At 33.2% G+C, this 19,083-nt stretch carries 16 protein-coding genes and 1 pseudogene; 7 read left to right on the plus strand and 10 right to left on the minus strand.

Annotation, left to right across the window (positions count from 1 at the left end):
- The 3 genes and pseudogenes from ABXT06_RS22520 to ABXT06_RS22530 form a co-directional block, all read right to left on the minus strand.
- Positions 1-301, minus strand: a pseudogene (locus ABXT06_RS22520) (glycosyl hydrolase); the annotation flags it as partial.
- 219 nt (positions 302-520) lie between these two features.
- Entirely contained in the window at positions 521-1,900 is a 1,380-nt protein-coding gene (locus ABXT06_RS22525) for a sialate O-acetylesterase (RefSeq protein ID WP_354592731.1), read from the minus strand.
- Entirely contained in the window at positions 1,890-2,969 is a 1,080-nt protein-coding gene (locus tag ABXT06_RS22530) for an SGNH/GDSL hydrolase family protein (protein WP_354592732.1), read from the minus strand. Before ABXT06_RS22530 ends, ABXT06_RS22525 begins: the two co-directional genes overlap by 11 nt.
- Before the next feature lie 219 nt (positions 2,970-3,188).
- On the opposite strand from ABXT06_RS22530, the gene ABXT06_RS22535 reads away from it, so the two are divergent.
- Positions 3,189-3,692, plus strand: a complete 504-nt coding sequence (locus ABXT06_RS22535) for a C40 family peptidase (protein WP_354592733.1) — start codon at positions 3,189-3,191, stop codon at positions 3,690-3,692.
- Between the two features lie 160 nt (positions 3,693-3,852).
- On the opposite strand, the gene ABXT06_RS22540 is transcribed toward ABXT06_RS22535, so the two are convergent.
- Positions 3,853-5,430, minus strand: a complete 1,578-nt coding sequence (locus tag ABXT06_RS22540; protein WP_354592734.1) for a L,D-transpeptidase family protein — start codon at positions 5,428-5,430, stop codon at positions 3,853-3,855.
- Positions 5,431-5,601: 171 nt separating this feature from the next.
- Positions 5,602-6,018: a DUF1573 domain-containing protein gene (locus ABXT06_RS22545; RefSeq protein ID WP_354592735.1), complete on the minus strand. Its 417-nt coding sequence runs from the start codon at positions 6,016-6,018 to the stop codon at positions 5,602-5,604.
- 164 nt (positions 6,019-6,182) lie between these two features.
- Here ABXT06_RS22545 and ABXT06_RS22550 point away from each other — a divergent pair, with 164 nt between their 5' ends.
- From ABXT06_RS22550 to ABXT06_RS22560, 3 genes are all read left to right on the plus strand, one after another.
- Positions 6,183-7,448, plus strand: coding sequence for a sensor histidine kinase (locus ABXT06_RS22550; RefSeq protein WP_354592736.1), 1,266 nt, complete (start codon positions 6,183-6,185; stop codon positions 7,446-7,448).
- A complete protein-coding gene (locus ABXT06_RS22555) occupies positions 7,445-8,131 on the plus strand; it encodes a response regulator transcription factor (RefSeq protein ID WP_354592737.1) in 687 nt (228 codons plus the stop codon). The genes ABXT06_RS22550 and ABXT06_RS22555 overlap by 4 nt, the downstream gene beginning before the upstream one ends.
- A gap of 85 nt (positions 8,132-8,216) precedes the next feature.
- Entirely contained in the window at positions 8,217-8,981 is a 765-nt protein-coding gene (locus tag ABXT06_RS22560) for an MBL fold metallo-hydrolase (protein WP_354592738.1), read from the plus strand.
- On the opposite strand, the gene ABXT06_RS22565 is transcribed toward ABXT06_RS22560, so the two are convergent.
- From ABXT06_RS22565 to ABXT06_RS22585, 5 genes are all read right to left on the minus strand, one after another.
- The gene (locus ABXT06_RS22565) at positions 8,978-11,182 is read right to left on the minus strand and encodes a B12-binding domain-containing radical SAM protein (RefSeq protein WP_354592739.1); all 2,205 of its coding nucleotides are present in this window, start codon (positions 11,180-11,182) and stop codon (positions 8,978-8,980) included. The genes ABXT06_RS22560 and ABXT06_RS22565 overlap by 4 nt on opposite strands.
- Before the next feature lie 147 nt (positions 11,183-11,329).
- The gene (locus ABXT06_RS22570; protein WP_354592740.1) at positions 11,330-12,691 is read right to left on the minus strand and encodes an alpha/beta hydrolase family protein; all 1,362 of its coding nucleotides are present in this window, start codon (positions 12,689-12,691) and stop codon (positions 11,330-11,332) included.
- A gap of 17 nt (positions 12,692-12,708) precedes the next feature.
- A complete protein-coding gene (locus tag ABXT06_RS22575) occupies positions 12,709-13,371 on the minus strand; it encodes an SdpI family protein (RefSeq protein WP_354592741.1) in 663 nt (220 codons plus the stop codon).
- A gap of 3 nt (positions 13,372-13,374) precedes the next feature.
- Positions 13,375-13,629 (minus strand): autorepressor SdpR family transcription factor, encoded by a 255-nt coding sequence (locus tag ABXT06_RS22580; protein WP_111378348.1) that lies wholly within the window; start codon positions 13,627-13,629, stop codon positions 13,375-13,377.
- A gap of 102 nt (positions 13,630-13,731) precedes the next feature.
- On the minus strand, positions 13,732-15,009 hold the full coding sequence (locus ABXT06_RS22585; protein ID WP_354592742.1) for an MFS transporter: 1,278 nt from the start codon (positions 15,007-15,009) through the stop codon (positions 13,732-13,734).
- Positions 15,010-15,275: 266 nt separating this feature from the next.
- Between ABXT06_RS22585 and bshC the strand changes: the two genes are divergently transcribed.
- From bshC to ABXT06_RS22600, 3 genes are all read left to right on the plus strand, one after another.
- Complete coding sequence (gene bshC / locus ABXT06_RS22590) at positions 15,276-16,865, plus strand: bacillithiol biosynthesis cysteine-adding enzyme BshC (RefSeq protein WP_354592743.1); 1,590 nt, start codon at positions 15,276-15,278, stop codon at positions 16,863-16,865.
- Between the two features lie 124 nt (positions 16,866-16,989).
- On the plus strand, positions 16,990-18,261 hold the full coding sequence (locus tag ABXT06_RS22595; RefSeq protein WP_354592744.1) for an acyltransferase family protein: 1,272 nt from the start codon (positions 16,990-16,992) through the stop codon (positions 18,259-18,261).
- A gap of 218 nt (positions 18,262-18,479) precedes the next feature.
- A complete protein-coding gene (locus ABXT06_RS22600) occupies positions 18,480-18,899 on the plus strand; it encodes a nucleoside-diphosphate kinase (protein ID WP_071634812.1) in 420 nt (139 codons plus the stop codon).
- The last annotated feature ends 184 nt before the right edge of the window (positions 18,900-19,083 follow it).

Below are 19,083 nucleotides of genomic sequence, written 5' to 3' on the forward strand. Positions count from 1 at the left end.
GTACGGCACGCACTTCTTTCACACCGCGAACCGTCAGCATTGATCCGACCAGTCCTTTTCTTAAATGTTCGTATTTTAATTCTGCCGTTCCGCCTTTCGGAGCAGGCCCTGTAACATCCCAAAAACCATTATATTGGTTCATCTGTCCCACTTTTTCCTCCAGCGTCATTAACGGTAAAAGCAGATCTATACGTTGTTCAACAGTTTTATTCTTATCCAGATACGGCTTTTTTTGTGCATTCATATTTCCAATTGTGAACAGAGCAAAAACTCCAATAAATATTATTTTTTTGTTTTTCATAGTGTGGTTTAGTTAGTTTTTTTTGAGATTCTAAGATTCTGAGATACTAAGATTTTTGATGGTTTCGCCGCGGCGAATTGAGCAAACGGTTTCAAAAGAGCGTTTTCTAGTTTTTTTTCATCCTGAGGAACGTTGTGTCTCACTTTGTGGGGCTTCGACTTCGCTCAGCCTGACAAAAAATCTAAAATCTTTCTTCTTTATTCTTTCATCTTTTAACACTCACTCAGAAACAAAACAAGAAGCAGGCAAATTCGCTTTATTAAACAAATCTGACTGAATTGTATTTCCCCATGCAAATCTCACTTTTGCTGGAGAAGCCACTTTTTTACTTGTCAAAATCACTTCGTCATTTTTAATTGAAGCCTCGGCTGGATAGAAAACTCCGTCTGCTCCCGCAACTTCAAACTGATTCGATTTTTTGTCTTTGAAATACAATCCGTCTCCATAGTCAAAAGAAACTGTTACTTCATTTTTATTGATTGTAATGGATTTGAAGAGCGGTCCATTAACTAGATTAGAATTTATTTTATAAGTTTCAGCCAAAGCTAAATTGGCCAATCGAATTCCAACTGATTTTTTATTCTTTGGATGAATTTCAATCGTATCCGAAATATCACTAATTACAACCATTCCTGTTTTCGGAACTTCTTTAAGGAGTTTTCGCTGCGAATCTCTAACTGTCACATTTGAAAAATTATTCTTTCCCGTTTTAAAAGGTGCAATCTGAACATAATAAAAAGGAAAATCTTCTTTCCATTCTTTTCTCCAAGACGTAATTAAAGCGCCTAAAGTTTTATCATAAACTAAAGATCCAACGTTAGATTCACCCTGATACCAAAGTGTTCCCGCAATTTTAAATCCGATAATTGGATAAATCATCGCATTGTAAGCACGTCCAGGTTGTCTTGGTCCGTATTCTTGTTCGTTTAGTTTTTTGGCATTCTCCAATAAAACAGAATCGTTATTTACAACTTCTGCCGACATCCAGATTTCTGCAGGAGTTCCACCCCAGTTGGAAGAAATCAATCCGATTGGAACATTTTTTAAATCTTCGCGAAGGCGTTTCGCAAAAAAGTAGCCAACCGCACTAAAATATTTCATGGTTTCAGGAGTCGATTCTGTCCAATTTCCCAGTAAATTATTCTGCGGATTTTCTGCCGTTAATTTCGGAACTGTAAAAAATCGAATGTTAGGATTTGTCGCATTTTTCATTTCTTCTTCGCCATCGTCAATTCCCCAACTTACTGACATTTCCATATTTGATTGTCCTGAACAAAGCCAAACTTCTCCAATCAAAATATTTTTTAAAACAACTTCATTGTAGCCTTTTATTGAAATAGTAAAAGGACCGCCTGCTTCTGCAGTTTTAATCGTAATTTCCCATTTTGCCTGATTATTCGCAACAGTTTTATATTCCTGATTATTCCAGCTTGAAACCAATCTGATTTCCTCTTTTGGATTTGCCCAACCCCAAATTTTCACTTCAGAATTGCGTTGTAAAACCATATTGTCTCCAAAAATATTTGGAAGCGAAACATTTGCCATCATAGTACTGGAAATCAATAGAAAGAAAACAAACTTAACTATATTATTTTTCATTTAGTAATTTCTTTAAAAATGGACCATACTCTTCTGCCAAAACCTTATGATCTGCTACATCCGGATGTCCAGTACATCCATTTGGAGTCATGGGTTTAAATTTGAAAATCTGAATTGGTTTATGTGATCTATCATTCGCGAAAGCGTTTTTAACCTTATTTAGACAATCTTCAAAAACAACTCCTCTTTCTCCACCAACCATCGGACTATTCGTAATTACAATCTGCACATTTGGATTGTGTTTATAAAGCATTTTTATAAAATCAATATAATTGGAAACATATTTTTCTGCATTAAAAGGCAGACGTTCTTTTTTACCATCTCCGCCAGAAAAATCATTTGTTCCTAAAGCAATACTGATAATATCGGGTTGAAAAGCAAAATCATATTTCGGTTTTGAAGTATCTTTTGTCAGATATAAAATAGGATAAACGTCTGGCATTATGGCTTCGTCTTTATGTTCGTCATTCCAGTTTCTGTACATTCCGATTCCAGAAACACAGCTCATTAAATAATCGACACCAATTTCACGAGAAAGTGTTGGTCCATAAGCATAATAACCATTATGATGGTCTATATATTCGCCTTTATCACAAGGAACATCAGACGGATCGCTCGCCGCGCCACAAGTAATGGAATCGCCAATGAATTCAATTTTCTTTTTCTTTTTAAATGAAATCGGAATCAGTTTTGCAGTTGTTCCAGCAAACAAAATATTGCCACTTTGAGCTTCTGTATTTTTATAGATTTCTAATCGATGTTCTTTTTTATTCGAAGTCACTTTTATTGGGAATGACTGCACAGCTCCTTTTTCGATTCTAATCTTTCCAATATATTTTCCGTCCAAAACTAGCTGAACATAATTGTGATGGTCTTCAACGCTTTGCAATGAAATCGAACATTCATTTCCAGTAAAATTAAAAGCAACCGAAGAAGCTGTTCCGATTAAAATAACCTGATCATTTTGAAGTTTATCAATTCGTCCTTGATATAAAAAAGTTTTATTAGAATTTTGAGTTTGTGAATTCGAAACCGTCGAAATCAGCAAAAACAAAATTAAAAGTGCCATTTTTTTGGGAAACATAATTTATTTGCTAAAATATAAATACGATTCACAAATATATTGGAAAGAGATTATCCAAAAAGATACTAAAATGTCAAAAAGTAATAAAAAAACACCACATAAACCCATCATTCGGACAGATATAGATGTCAATTCTTACATTTACAAAAAGAAACTACAATTTAGATCTATCTTTGCCGTTTTATACTTTTACAATCTGTCAAAATGAAAATCTTAGCCCTAACTTCTTTATTGTTTTTTATCACTCTTTCTTCTTTCAATTTAAAAAAGGAAAAAAAGCAAATTCAAAACACTCAATATCAAACCGAAATCAATCGAGATTCTATTATTGCTTACGCCAAACAGTATTTAGGAACTCCTTATGTATACGCCAACAGTAATCCGCAAAAAGGTTTTGATTGTTCGGGTTTTGTGAGTTATGTATTTAAAAATTTTGGAATGACACTTCCAAGAAGTTCCAGCGGTTATAAAAACATAGGTAAAACTTTAAAACCAGAAGAATTTAAGGTTGGAGATGTTTTGGTTTTCTACGGATATAAAAACAGAAATGTAGTCGGTCACGTTGGCATAATTTGCGAAGCCAACGGAATGCAGTCAAAATTTATTCATGCTTCCTCAGGAAAAGCACAGCAAGTAACTATAACGGCTCTTGATACAGAACATTATACCAAACGCTTTTATAAATGTGTTGATATTTTATCGAAATAAGTTTTGCCACAGATTAAAAGGATTAAAAAGATTCTAAAATCTGTGCTAATCTTTTTAATCCTTTTAATCTGTGGCCTAAACTTTTCTTATACTAATTAAACCGAATTTTATATTAATGCCAATTTTGGAATTTGGAATTTAAAAATTGGAATTTAAGTCTTTATTCTTCCGTCAATAGTTTAATCATACTTTCGTCTCTTCCATAAATGTCTTTATAGAAATTTAAATTACCTTGTCGATCAACCCAAGCTGTAAAGTAACCAATATAAACTGGAACCTTTTTCTTCAAAGTATACCAGCTTTCTTTTCCGGCATGCATGGCTTTATCAATTCTTGCAGGATTCCATTGCGGATCGACTTTTAACAATTCAATTGCCAATTCTCTAGGTTTTGCTACACGCACGCAACCGTGGCTAAAAGCTCGACTTTCTCTTTCGAATAAACTTTTTGAAGGCGTATCATGCAAGTAAATATTGCTTGAATTCGGAAATAAAAATTTTACCAAACCAAGTGAATTATTTTTTCCAGGCAACTGACGCACAGCACCGTTATTCCATTCAAGATTTTTCTTCTGCAAATAGTTTTTATCTCTGGCCATTCCAGGTTTTATTTCCGATTTGATGATGCTAGGCGGAACATTCCAATATGGACTGAAAACAATATTACTCATCATCCCACTAAAAATAACGGTTTTTGTCATTGCTCTTCCTACAACAACTGGCGATACAAAAGCAATTTTACCATCTTCGACTATATACAATCTAAACTCAGGAATATTAACTTCTATATACTTCTGCCCTTTTTCTAATTCTGGATCTATCCATCGGCAGCGCTCCATATTGACAATAATGGTTTTGATACGTTCAGAAACTGGAATATTTAAGTCCTCAATATGTTCTTTAAGAATAATGTTTTTTGCTGTATAGCCGTGACGCAACTCATAGTTTTTCATAGCTTTTATCAAAACCGTATCGCAAATGGCGCTTTTAGTATCTTCCTGCAGATCTTTAGTCACAAAAAGTCTTTCTCTTATTTGAGCCACAATAGCAGAAGAGTCTCCTATTTTGAGGCTTTTATAGTCGTCTCCGGTTTGAATAATTTTCCAGCCACCATTTTTCTCTATTTCGCGATATTCTTTAAGAGCATCACGAAGTTTGTAATACTGGCTGAACATCCTTTTTTTCTTATCATCCAGAATGGTTGATTTTTTAAAGATAGAATCTGAAAGCACTTGATAATTCAGCTTTTTGCGAGGTAAAAGCCATTCTAAAGACACTACTGTTTTTTCGTCAAAACCGCCCACTTTTTCACCATAATAGTAATATAAATTAGAAAGCAGTAAATCGGTATCTTCTTTTGAAAGCTTAGTACTGGCATTATTATCAAAAACAGCATTTAACTGCTCATTGTACGGATAATTGGCTTTTAATCCTTCCTGATCCAGATTTTTATATTGATTGAATAGTGTATTAGCAAATTCAACAACTCCTTTATTGTCCAGCCACAATTGAGTCGATTTATTTTTTTGATATAAAACAGTTACATCATTTTTAAATTTATCCAGTTTCGGATAATTTTCATAAAACTTCGCAATACGAACACTGTCAATTGTAAGTTTTAATTCAGGGAGTTTTTCAACTGTTTTTATCGAGTTTTCCTCTTTTTTATCAGCTTTCGAATTACACGAAAAAACAATCAAAAAAACAATAGCAATAATAGGCGTGTACCAGATTTTCATAACTCAAAATTTTTGATTAAAAGTAGAAAAAATTCTATTAAAACAAAGAACTCAACAATAAATCTTAAACCTTATTTTTTTGAAGTTTAAGCGGTTACTAAAAAATAAAAAGCTCCAAACAATTTACATGTCTGGAGCTTTCGCCATATAACCAACCTATTAAAATTCTAATTAAATAACTATACCTTTTAGAGTAAGCACTTTTGGTGTTGTTTCTGCACTAGTTGTAACGGTAACTGTTTTTGTAAAAGCTCCTTTGTTTGCAGCATTGTAAGTTGCAGTAACTTTTCCAGATTTACCCGCCTGAATTGGCTCTTTTGTGTAATCTGTTGCTGTACAGCCGCAAGATCCTTGCACATTTGTAATTACTACAGCCGTTTTTCCTGTATTTTTAAATTCGTAAACAATCGCTTTTGGAGTTCCCTGCGGAATTTGTCCAACATCAATTGTTTCTGCTTTCCAAGCAATTGTAGATCCTGCAGTTGCTGAAATTTCAGTTTCTGAAACTAAAGATTGTACTGGAGCAATTGCTGAAAAAGACATTAGGCCTAAAGCCAAAGCTAACATCGAAATTTTGATCATTTTCATAACTGATATATTTAAAATGGTTTATAGTTCATTTTGATATTACAAAGGTAATTCAGACAAATTCAAGTCGCTGTTAACTGGTTTCAAACGTTTGTTAATGACTTGTTAACCGCCCGTTTTTAGGCTAAAATTGATTAATATTACACTCTCAAAATTCTTTATTCTTGAAAATTAATAAACTCAACAGCATCATTATCTTAGGATTAGTAGCTATCATTAGCATTTTGGTAGCACAATTGCTTTGGACAAAAGAGGCTTTTACTATAGAACAAAAAAAGCTCAGCCAGAAAGCGCATATTGCTTTGCTAGAAGTAGCTAAAAAATTATACGAAGGAACCAACCACGAACTGCCAGTTCAGAATCCGGTGCAGAAAATTGCAAATGATTATTATATCGTAAATGTTGATAATGAATTTGAACCCGATATTTTAGAGTTTTATCTAAAAACGGAATTCAAAAAAATGAATATCACCACCGACTTTGAATATGCAATGTACAATTGCCAAAGCGACGAAATGATTTATGGTGATTATATTTCGCTTTATAAGAAAAAAGCAGAATGTAAAAAAACGGTTTATTTCCCTAAACATAAAAATCTGGTTTATTATTTCGCTGTACGTTTTCCGAACGAAACGACTTATCTTTTCAGTTCAATGCGTTTTTGGTTTATCCTTTCTACGGCATTAATTCTGATTTTGTTGATTTATGTTTACTCGATTTTTACCCTTTTACAGCATAAAAAATATTCAGAATTACAGCGTGATTTTATCAATAATATGACGCATGAGTTTAAAACTCCGCTGGCTTCTATTCTGATTGCATCAAAATATCTAATTGAGCAAAAACCAATTAAAGAAGATAAAAAATTGTATACTTATACAGATATTATCATCAATCAGGGAAATAAATTAAATGGTCATATCGAAAAAATTCTAAACGTTGCAAAAGCCGATTATGCTCCTTTAGAACTTAAAAAAGAGACTGTTTTAATTGTTCCGATTATTGAAGAGGCGATAGAAAATATCAAATTAAAGTATCCTGAAGCAACAATTACAATTGAAACTGTTACTAGAGAATATTTACTTGAAACTGATACTTTTCATTTTGCCAATTTAGTTTACAATTTATTGGATAATGCGATAAAGTACTGTAATGAAGAGCCAGAAGTTATTATAAAAATTAGCGAAAATAATAATTGCTTAAAACTAGAGTTTATTGATAATGGAATTGGGATTAATCCTAAAAAAATATCTTTTATCTTTGATAAGTTTTATCGAGTTCAGAACGAAAAAAGTAACGAAGTTAACGGATTTGGACTTGGTCTATACTATGTAAAAGAAATCTGCAGTTTGCAGAACTGGAAAATAAAAGCCGAAAATAATCAAGAAAAAGGTATCACCATAACTTTATCAATTCCTTACAAAAAATGAGAAATTTCAAAATACTATATGCCGAAGACGATGAAACTCTAGCGTTTTTAACCAAAGATAATTTGGAGCAAAACAATTATGAGGTAACACATTGTTCAGACGGAAAATCAGCTTTGAAAATTTTTGAGGAAGAAGAATTTGATATTTGCATTTTTGATATTATGATGCCAAAAATGGACGGTTTTGAGCTTGCCGAAGCTGTTCGAAAAATTGATTTAGATATTCCGATTATTTTTCTTTCGGCTAAAACTTTAAAGGAAGACCGCATTAAAGGTTTACGTCTCGGAGCCGACGACTATTTGGTCAAACCTTTTAGTATTGAAGAATTGCTTTTAAAAGTGGAGATTTTCTTAAAACGTTCTCAGAAAAATATTCCGACTGCCAAAACTATTTATGAAGTTGGTAAATACCAGTTTGACACCAAAAATTTTATTCTTTTTAATAACGAAGAAAAAGTAGGACTAACACAGCGTGAAGCAGAATTACTGAAGCTTTTCTTGGATCACAAAAATTCTGTTTTGAAAAGGGAACAAATCTTAACTTCTCTATGGGGAACAGACGACTATTTTATGGGAAGAAGTTTGGATGTTTTCATTTCGCGTCTGCGTAAAATCTTAGCAAACGAAGAAGGGATTTCGATAGAAAACCTGCACGGAATTGGATTTAGATTTTCTATTGGGTAAAATAACAATTCTGTTAAAAATAAAGAAAAATCTGTAAGCAGTTTTTCGAAAAACTTTGTATTTTTAATATCTAATTTTCTTGGATATGAAATTACATCATTTGCGAAATGCCTCTTTGGTAATTGAAACAGAAAAGCATGTCATTTTAGTTGACCCAATGTTAGGTAAAAGAAAAACAATTCCGCCTTTTACTATTTTCAGATACAAACCCAAACGAAATCCGCTGGTGGCTTTGCCCAAAAATAGCCGTGAGATCTTAAGCCGTGTAACGCATTGTTTGATTACACATTTACATCCAGATCATATTGATAAAGCTGGCGAAGTTTTTTTGAGAAGAAAAAGCATTCCGGTAATATGCAGTTCTAAAGATGAAAAGGCACTTGTACAAAGAGGATTAAGCGTAATTCAGACTTTAGAATATTGGGAACCACAAAAATTTCTAGACGGAAAAATCACAGGAATTCCTGCCATTCATGGTTACGGATTTGTTGCCAAATTAATGGGAAATGTAATGGGATTTCTTATCGAATTGGCAGATCAAAAATCTATTTATATTAGTTCAGATACTATTTACACAGAACACGTCGAAAAAGTTCTGACACAATTTAAACCCGACATTTCGATTGTTGCCTGCGGTACTGCAAGATTAGATTTTGGCCAGCCTTTGCTAATGCGAATGGATGATATTTTGAAGTTTGTGACACTTGCTCCAGGAAAAGTTCTTGCCAATCATTTAGAAGCGTTGAATCATTGTCCAACGACAAGATCGCAATTAAGAACTGCTCTTTCAGATCATGGACTTTTAACTAAAACTTCCATTCCAAATGACGGAGAATGTATTGAATACTAAAGAACCAATAATCCAAACTCACGCAAAGTATTTACTGGTTTAGAATACCAGAACAATTCGAAATCTTCCAATTCAGTTTCAAAATCATTTTTGACTTCTTGAAAAGTATAATTTTTAGAACCCGAAACAGCTATTTTCGATAAAATAGAAACTAGCCACTCGCCTTCTTCTTTACTGGTTTGAATATCGAAACTTTCTTTTTTATCGTGAAAAGTTAACGACATCATTTCCCAGCTTCTTCCTTTTTTTGATTTCGTAAAAGTCTCTGCAGAAGGTTTTCCGCCAAGCCAAACCACTTTTGCATTTGGCTTTGTATTAAAATCGTTTTGTTCTTCTAGCGCATTAAAAATAAAATCTGGATGAATTTTGGTTCTCGGAATTTTAAAATCGAACCAATCTTGCAATTCGTAATCAAAACAGATTCCGTGCATGAAATTAAAAAGTGATTTCTTTAATCCGAAACTGAATTTATCATGATTGATTCCTGTTGCGTCAGTATATTCAATATCGTTATTGGCAAAAGTTCCTATTGCCTCTGTTTTCTTAGTCACACCAAATTGCTCTGGATACAACCCGACCGGACTATGAGCCGTCAAAGCAAACTGATGCCAAAATCCTGATTGCAAAACTCCAGCTTCAAACAACTGACGAACCATTTCAAGACTGTCAACCGTTTCCTGAATCGTCTGCGTTGGATATCCGTACATCAAATACGCATGAACCATAATTCCAGCTTCGGTGAAATTGCGCGTTACTTTTGCAACTTGTTCAACCGTAACTCCTTTATCGATTAATTTCAATAATCGGTCTGAAGCTACTTCTAAACCTCCTGAAACTGCAATACAGCCAGAAGCTTTCAGCAACAGACATAAATCTTTTGAAAAGCTTTTTTCAAAACGAATATTAGTCCACCAAGTAACGGCTAATTTTCTTTTTAGAATTTCAAGTGCTAAAGCACGCATTAAAGCTGGCGGTGCAGCTTCATCAACAAAATGGAATCCGTTTTGACCTGTTTTCTCTATTAGTTCTTCTATTCTATCGCAAAGCAGACTTGCGGCAACTGGTTCGTAAACTTTGATATAATCTAAAGAAATATCACAAAAAGTACATTTTCCCCAATAACAGCCATGCGCCATTGTAAGTTTATTCCAACGGCCATCGCTCCACATTCTGTGCATTGGATTTACAATTTCGATAACCGAAATATATTTATCCAAAGGCAAATCAGAATAATCCGGAGTTCCAACTTGAGATTGTTTATAATCGTGTTTTAACGAATTGTTTTTATAAACGACTTCTTCATTTTCTAGCAGAAAAGTTCTTTTGTAAGAATTAGAATTTGGATTTTCCAAATTGAAAATTAACTCCTCAATCGGCACTTCGCCATCGTCTAAAGTAATAAAATCGAAAAACTCAAAAACACGTTTATCTGAAAGCGAACGCAATTCGGTATTAGGAAAACCTCCTCCCATCGAAATCTTAATTTCTGGATGATTTTGTTTTACCCATTGTGCAGAACGAAATGCACTGTATAAATTTCCAGGAAAAGGAACTGAGATTAAAAATAAAGTCGGTTTTACAGTTTCAATTTTTGCTTTTAAAAGTGAAATCAAAATCGAATCGATATAAGTTGGTTCTTTTTGAAGTTCTGCATATAACTCATCAAATGAATTGGCGCTTCTCCCCAAACGCTCAGCATATCGGCTGAAGCCAAAGTTTTCGTCAACACATTCAACAATAAAATCTGAAATATCTTCTAGATATAAAGTAGCCAAATGTTTGGCTTTGTCTTGAGTACCCATCGAACCAAAAGCCCAATCCAATTCTTCTAATTGTGCAAAACGCGAAGCTTCTGGCAGAAAATCTTCCTGACAAATCTTCAATGCCAATGTTGGATTTTTTCCTTGAAGAAACTGAATTACAGAATCGATTGTTTTAATGTATTCATCTTGTAAAGCAAAAATTCTTTTAGAATTATCAGAGATTTCATTTTCATCAACTTCAAACCTGAAACTTGAAACCTGAAACAAATCATATAATCCTTTTTTCGAAAACAATTCCAAAATCACATCAATACCCAAATCAGCCTGAACCGATTCTATATTTTTAGTATTCAGAAAACCTTTTATATACGCCGTCGCCGGATACGGAGTATTCAGTTGAGTAAATGGTGGCGTAATTACAAAAAGTTTCGTTTTCAAAGGGATTTATTTTTTTGCAAAAATACGGGATATTGGGGACTTTTTCGCATTTCATTTTTTGATTTGAAAATGAAGTCTAAAATGATAAAGTCCGCAATTCAAATAGTATTGAATTGCGGACTTTTCATTGAAACTTCGAAATTAATTTTATTTTGTCTGAACCAAAACCCAACTTGATATTTCTTCTAATGCTATAGGAGAAATTGTCTCCTCAATTGCTCCATATTCAAATTGCGATCCCGTTTTACATTCTTGAAATAAATGATTTAAATTAGGCAGTGTTTTTATTGTAACTTTCTTATTTCCCCCTTTTGTTAAGGCTATTTCAATATTTTGAAGATTTGCTTCAGGAGGGACTTGTAGATCTTTGCTTCCGTTAATTGCCAAAACTGGGCATTTTACTTTTTCTAAATACGGAACTGGATCCAGCTTCAAGAAATCATATATCCAAGGATTTGTTATTTCAGCGGTATAAGCCTCTGCTATTTTATCACTTAAGCCAAGTTTAGATTCAAAAACATTTTTAACATCTTTCTTAATTTTTTCGTCAATTGCAGAACTGGAAGTTATAAGTTCGTAAACTTCTTTATACGTATCCTGTCCTCTTTTTATTTCTGCTTCAGAAACTCCCATTTGTCTTTCTATCAATTCTTTTTGCAAGAGAAGCAATTTATCACCACGAATTCCTGTTCCAGCCATTAAAACAATAAATGCAATATCTTTAGAATTTCCAGCGACAATTGGCGCAATTACTCCTCCTTCACTATGCCCAATTAAACCAATTTTCTTTTTATTGATTTCTTTTCGAGTTTTTAAATAGTCAATTCCTGCCTGTACATCTTTAGCAAAATCTCTAGTAGTTGCACTTTTGAAATCACCCGTAGACTCACCAAAACCGCGATCATCGAAACGTAAAACAGCGATTCCTTTTCTAGTAAGATAATCAGCTAAAACTAAGAAAGGTTTATGTTGAAGCATTTCTTCATCACGATTTTGCGCACCACTTCCAGAAATTAAAATAACTGCAGGAAAATGACCATCTTTTTTTGGTAACGATAAAGTCCCTGCCAAAGTTACTTGATCATTTCTATTTTCGAATTTTACATCTTCTGTATAATATGGAAATGGCTGTTTAGGTTCCTGAGGTCTTAGAATTTGAACATTTCCCTTTGCCAAATTAAGTTCTAAAGACTGCCCATTTTGAGTAAATTTGCCAGTAAATTTATTTTCATTTAATTTCCCTTCATACACCACTCCAGCTTGAGGAGCAATGTCCAATCTCAACACATTATTTTCAAAAGTGGTTTTAACTATCGGAATTCCTTTTGCCCCTTGATCGGGACTATCCATTGTTGAAGCATATCCTTTTTCAGTTTTAGTGATATTTACCACTATTCTTAATTCAGAACTGGGAACTTTTAAAACACCATTCCATTGTCCCGAAATATCTTGTGCAAATGATTCAGAAAAGCTGAAAATTATAAACAAAAGAGGTATTATTTTTTTCATTTTTATTCATTAGTTAATTAAAGATTACCGTCTTTTTTATCGAAACTTTTAAATTTGAAGTAAGAATAAATCATAGGAACAACGGCAAGAGTAATTCCTATACCAATAAAAATTTTAGAAAAATTAAATCCCGAAAACATCAGGCCTCCCAATATTATTACAAAACCGCCTGCTAGCCATAATTTCCCAGCAAAAGCATGTGTCGCTTTCCAAACCTGCTGATTTTCCAACGTCCATGGTGTACGAATTCCGATAAAATAATTCGGCTGAATAACTTTAAAATAGTTTCCGAATATAATTAATAGCACTCCAACCGCTACATACATTAAACCGGGACTAGAGAGAGATTGGTTTTTGGCCAAGTAAACAAAAAAAGAAGCTAATACAGACATGAATAAAACCAAGAAAAATTTAAGCTGATAGAACTTTCTTCCCATTAACGAAATTCTTTTTTTGGGATCAATTTTAGATGCTGCAGTCATTAAGCCATACATCAAAACAGGAAGCATAAAAAGCAAAAATAGTAAGCTAAACTTATCTCCCCAATTATCAATTTCTCCTTTGTAATTCCAATGTACAGGGACTTTTTCAGGAAGTGAGTTCCAAATTGTTGCTAAATAAACAAAAGGAATCAAAACAATTCCGATTAGGGGAAGCTCTTTTTTAAATTCTAAATTCATTTTTTATTGTTTAAAGGTTAGTATCCATTGCAAAACATCTTCCATTATGGTGGTATTGATGGAGTAAATGATGAATTGCCCGTTTTTTTCAGATGTAATTAAATCAGCTCTTTTTAAAATGTCTAAATGATGTGAAATACTTGGTTTAGAAATATTAAAAGCATCGGCAATCTCTCCTGCCGACATATCTTTTTGCTTCAAAAGATCCAGAATTTCTCTTCTAGTCGCATCATTTAGTGCTTTAAAAATATCATTCATTATATTTATATATTTAGACAAATATCTAAATACTTTTTAAACAAACAAAAAAAAGCAGTAATTTTTTATATTACTGCTTTTGAAATATCTTAAAATAAAACTTTAAAATTTATGTTCGTCTTTACTAATTACAATAAATGAAATTAAAGAAATACAAGCCGCAGCGACCAAATAATAGCCTACATAGCTTACATCGTATGTTTTAGCCAACCAAATTGCAATCATGGGTGCAAAAGCAGCTCCGAGAATTCCTGCCATATTAAAAGTCAAAGAAGCTCCAGAGTAACGAACGTTTGTCGGAAACAATTCAGATAAAAAAGTTCCAAGCGGTCCGTAAGTAAATCCCATTAAAGACATTCCGATACAAGCAAAAGTAGCAACCAATGCGATATTACCTTCTTTCAGGAAAAACGAAAAGAAAAATCCAAAAATGGCAATAGCTGCTGTGGCTAAAATTAACATTTTACGACGACCTATTTTATCTGCTACTACAGCCGAAACTGGAATAAAAAGCGCAAAGAACAATACCGAAAATAATTGAATTAACAATCCGTCTCTTTTCACAATCCCTAAATCTGAAGTTGCCCAACTTAATGTAAATACTGTCATTAAATAGAAAACCAAAAAAGTAGTTATCGCTGCAAATGTCCCAAAAATCAGTTGATTTTTGTATGATTTCACCAACTCTAAAAATGGAACTTTTACTTCTTCTTCCTCTTTTTTAGCATTTTCAAAAGAAGGTGTTTCTGTAATTTTTGTTCTAATATAAAAGCCGACAATTACCAAAAGCGCACTGGCTATAAAAGGAATTCTCCATCCGTAATTCATAAAATCTTCGTTACTCATCGAATCAGTCAGCAATAAAAAAGTTCCGCCTGAAAGCAACAATCCAATTGGAGCTCCTAATTGCGGAAACATTCCGTACCAAGCACGTTTGTTGGGCGGTGCGTTCTCGATTGCCAGCAAAACGGCTCCTCCCCATTCTCCTCCTAATCCAACTCCTTGTCCGAATCGGCATAACATTAATAATAATGGAGCGGCAACACCAATACTAGCATAACTTGGCAAAAATCCTATGGTTACTGTCGAAATTCCCATTGTTAATAATGCGGCAACAAGGGTAAATTTTCTTCCGATTTTATCTCCGTAATGGCCAAAAAATGCAGAACCTAGTGGACGTGATAAAAATGCAATTGAAAAGGTTGCTAAAGATTCCAGAGTCGCCATTGTCGAATCTGAACTAGGAAAAAATAATTGCGGAAAAACTAATACGGCTGCATTAGCATAAATATAAAAATCAAAAAACTCGATTGTGGTGCCAATAAGGCTTCCAAAAAGAACATGTTTTAATGAGTTCTTCTTACTTGGGCTACTTTCCATGAAAAATGATATCTTTTTTATTTGCAAAAATAGAGTTTCATTATTAAAAATTTATGTTTACACAAATTACTTTTACAGCAAATCAAATTTTTAACAAATTATCTAAACTTTCAATTTTATACACCTCTATAAATTCAAATTTTAAAATACTGATTACAACGCTTTTAAAAGCATCAGAAAAAAATCAAATCTTAAGCAATTGTTAATAGCGTTTTTAACTGTATATTTTCATTAAATTTACATCTGTCAAAAATAAATTTAAAATTATGCCTACCGACTGTATCAGCTTTCAATCTTCTGGATATTTCTCTAAACTAATGCAAGATTATTTAGATCAAAAGCCAGAATTAAAACCGCTGTACAATAATTTTCCGACCTTAGAAAATTTCGAAAAACAAATTGCTGAAAAATCAGCCAATTTTGACCATAACAACCGAAAAGTTTTGGTTGATACGTTGCAAAAGCACTATCAAAACATCGAAATTTCTGATTTAACCAGACAAAATATTTCGCTTTTAGCACTCGAAAATACTTTTACCATTACAACTGGACATCAGCTAAATCTTTTTAGCGGACCGCTATACTTTTTGTATAAAATTATTTCTACGATTAATTTAACTAAAGAATTAAAATCGAAATATCCTTCATACAATTTCGTTCCGGTTTATTGGATGGCAACGGAAGATCACGATTTTGAAGAAATTAATTATTTTAATTTTAAAGGAAAAAAAATCCGCTGGAATGCTAAAAGCACTGGCCCAGTCGGAAGACTTTCAACTGAAGGCCTAGAAGATTTATTTGAAGTATATTCTAAAGAACTAGGTTCAAGTACCAATGCCAATACGCTAAAAAAACTATTTGAAGACGCCTATTTAAAACACAAAAATCTGGCAGATGCAACACGTTATTTAGCCAATGCTCTTTTTGCAAACTACGGTTTGGTTATTATAGAAGCAGACGATGCCGATTTAAAACGTGCTTTTATACCTTATGCAAAAGAAGAATTAGAAAACCAAACTTCATTCAAAGCAGTTCAAAAATCAATTGAACAGCTTTCAGATTATACAGTTCAAGTAAACCCACGTGAGATCAATTTGTTTTATATTGAAGACAAATTGCGCGAAAGAATCATTTTCGAGAATGGCAATTATTTAGTAAACAATACCAAAATCTCGTTTTCTAAAGAAGAAATTCTAAAACTATTAGAAAGTAATCCTGAGAAATTCAGTCCAAACGTAATTATGCGTCCATTATATCAGGAAATTATTTTACCAAATCTTTGCTACATTGGCGGAGGCGGAGAAATTGCTTATTGGTTAGAATTGAAAGCTTTCTTTGAAGCCGTAAATATTACATTCCCTATATTGTTAATTCGAAATTCTGTTCTTTTAGCAACTGAAAAACAAGCTAAAAAAGCAGATAATTTAGGCTTAAGCTGGAAAGATTTATTCAGTAAATCAGAGAATTTAGTTAATGAAATCACTCATAAACTTTCTCCTTTTCCAATTGACTTAACAGAACAAAAAGAAGCGCTTGAAAAACAGTTTGCTTATCTTTTTGAATTGGCCGAAAAGACAGACAAATCTTTCTCTGGCGCTGTAAAAGCTCAAGAAGTGAAGCAAAAGAAAGGTCTCGAAAATCTGGAAAAACGTCTATTAAAAGCGCAAAAAAGAAAACTGCATGACCAGTTACAGCGCGTAACCGATTTACAGTGCGAATTGTTTCCAAATCAAAGTTTACAAGAACGTCAGACTAATTTTTCTGAATTTTATTTAGAAAAAGGCGAGCAATTAATTCCGCTTTTAATTCAAAAATTAAAACCTTTAGAATATAATTTTGACATCATAATAATCTAAAATAATTATCTTTAGAAATTCAAAAGCGATAGTTTAGGAACAAATAACCAGCTCATTTCCGACATTATTGCTCTCTCAAACCAAATAGAATTATATTTTATAACCTATTTAACGAACTAACCTAATGGTAAGAGAACGCCTAATTTCGCTTGATGTCTTTCGCGGACTGACTATTCTATTGATGACTATTGTAAACAATCCCGGAGACTGGGGAAATGTTTATCCGCCGCTTTTGCACGCGCAATGGAATGGCTGTACACCGACAGATCTTGTATTTCCGTTTTTCATTTTTATAATGGGAGTTGCTGTACCGCTTGCAATGCCAGAAAAAAAATATGACGAAACAACATTCAATAAAATTCTGATTCGTTCTTTAAGAATGCTCTGCTTAGGGATTTTCTTTAATTTCTTCGGCAAAATTCAATTGTTTGGTCTCGAAGGAATCCCACTTCTTATTGGCAGATTGATCATTACTTTTGCAGTTGGCTATGCTTTGATGGGAAATTTCAGCAACAGACTTAAAAACATTTTTGCCTTTAGCATATTAGCCATATATATCATTTTAGCTTACGGAGGTTTTGAAAACTACGCAGATGTGAGACTTCCTGGAGTTCTACAACGTATTGCCGTAGTTTATTTTGTGGTTTCACTATTATACTTAAAAACATCTCGAAAAACACAGTTTATAACAGGAGCTGCTTTACTTTTAGGCTATTGGGCCGTTATGACTTTAATTCCAGTTCCCGGATTTGGAGAAGCAAATCTAGAAAAAGGAACCAATTTAGCCGCTTGGGTTGATAGTGTTTTATTAAAAGGACATATGTATCATGAAACCAATACTTGGGATCCAGAAGGAATTTTAAGCACACTGCCATCAATTGTAAACGGAATTATCGGTTTATTTATTGGACAGATTTTACTTCTCAGTTTAGCTAAAATTCAGAAAGCGCAAAGAATGGGAATGATTGGAACTACGCTCATCTTTTTCGGATTAATCTGGGATTTGGTTTTTCCAATAAACAAATCCATCTGGACAAGCAGTTATGTTTTGTATACGACTGGTCTGGCAACTATTTTCTTAACCGTTTTATATTTAATTATTGATATTGCCGAATATAAAAAAGGCTTTAAACTGTTTTTAATTTGGGGAGTTAATCCGATGATTGTATTTTTTGCCTCGCAAATTATACCACAAGCCTTGGTAATGATCCGCTTTCAAAACCCATCAATTCCAAGTGAGCAGACTAATCTCTTAGATTACTTGTATCGTTTTGGCATTGCACCATTTTTCAGCAATCCAATGACGGCTTCTTTGGCTGGAGCGCTAACTTACGTAGCCATTTGGACATTTATTTTATGGATTTTCTACAGAAACAAATTAATCTTTAAAGTTTAATTTTCAACCATATATGTAGAGACGCACAGCAGTGCGTCTTTTTTATTATTATCATTTGCTCGTGTTAGATGCACTACAGTGCATCTCTACATATATACTAATCGACATAAAATATATTTTTTACCCAAAACATCATTCTAAAGCGTTTTATTTATGATTTTATTAAAATCAATTCGTAAAAAAAGTATACTTTTGCACAAAATTTAATAAAATACAAAATGGCAACAAATAGAACTTTTACAATGATTAAACCAGATGCTGTTGCAAACGGACACATCGGGAATATCTTAGCAATGATCACTAATGGTGGTTTCAAAATCGTTTCATTAAAATTAACTCAATTAACTGTAGCTGATGCAAAGGCATTTTACGCAGTACACGCAGAAAGACCTTTCTACGGAGAATTAGTTGAATTCATGTCTCGTGGACCAATCGTTGCCGCTATCTTAGAAAAAGAAAATGCAGTAGAAGATTTCAGAACTTTAATTGGAGCTACAAACCCAGCTGAAGCTGCTGAAGGAACTATTCGTAAAGCATACGCTACTTCAATCGGAGAAAATGCAGTACACGGATCTGACAGCGACGAAAACGCTGCTATCGAAAGCGCATTCCACTTCGCAGGAAGAGAGCAGTTTTAATTTATGATTTTAGAGTTCGGATTTTAGATTGCTGAACTTATGCATAAAACAAAAAAATCCATTCGCAGAGCGAATGGATTTTTTTTATATCGAAAAATCTAAAATCTAAAATCTAAAATCTAAAATCTAAAATCTAAAATCTAAAATCTAAAATCTAAAATCTAAAATCTAAAATCTAAAATCT

Origin of the sequence: Flavobacterium sp. UW10123 (genome assembly GCF_040538975.1) — a bacterium.
Taxonomy (GTDB): Bacteria; Bacteroidota; Bacteroidia; order Flavobacteriales; family Flavobacteriaceae; genus Flavobacterium.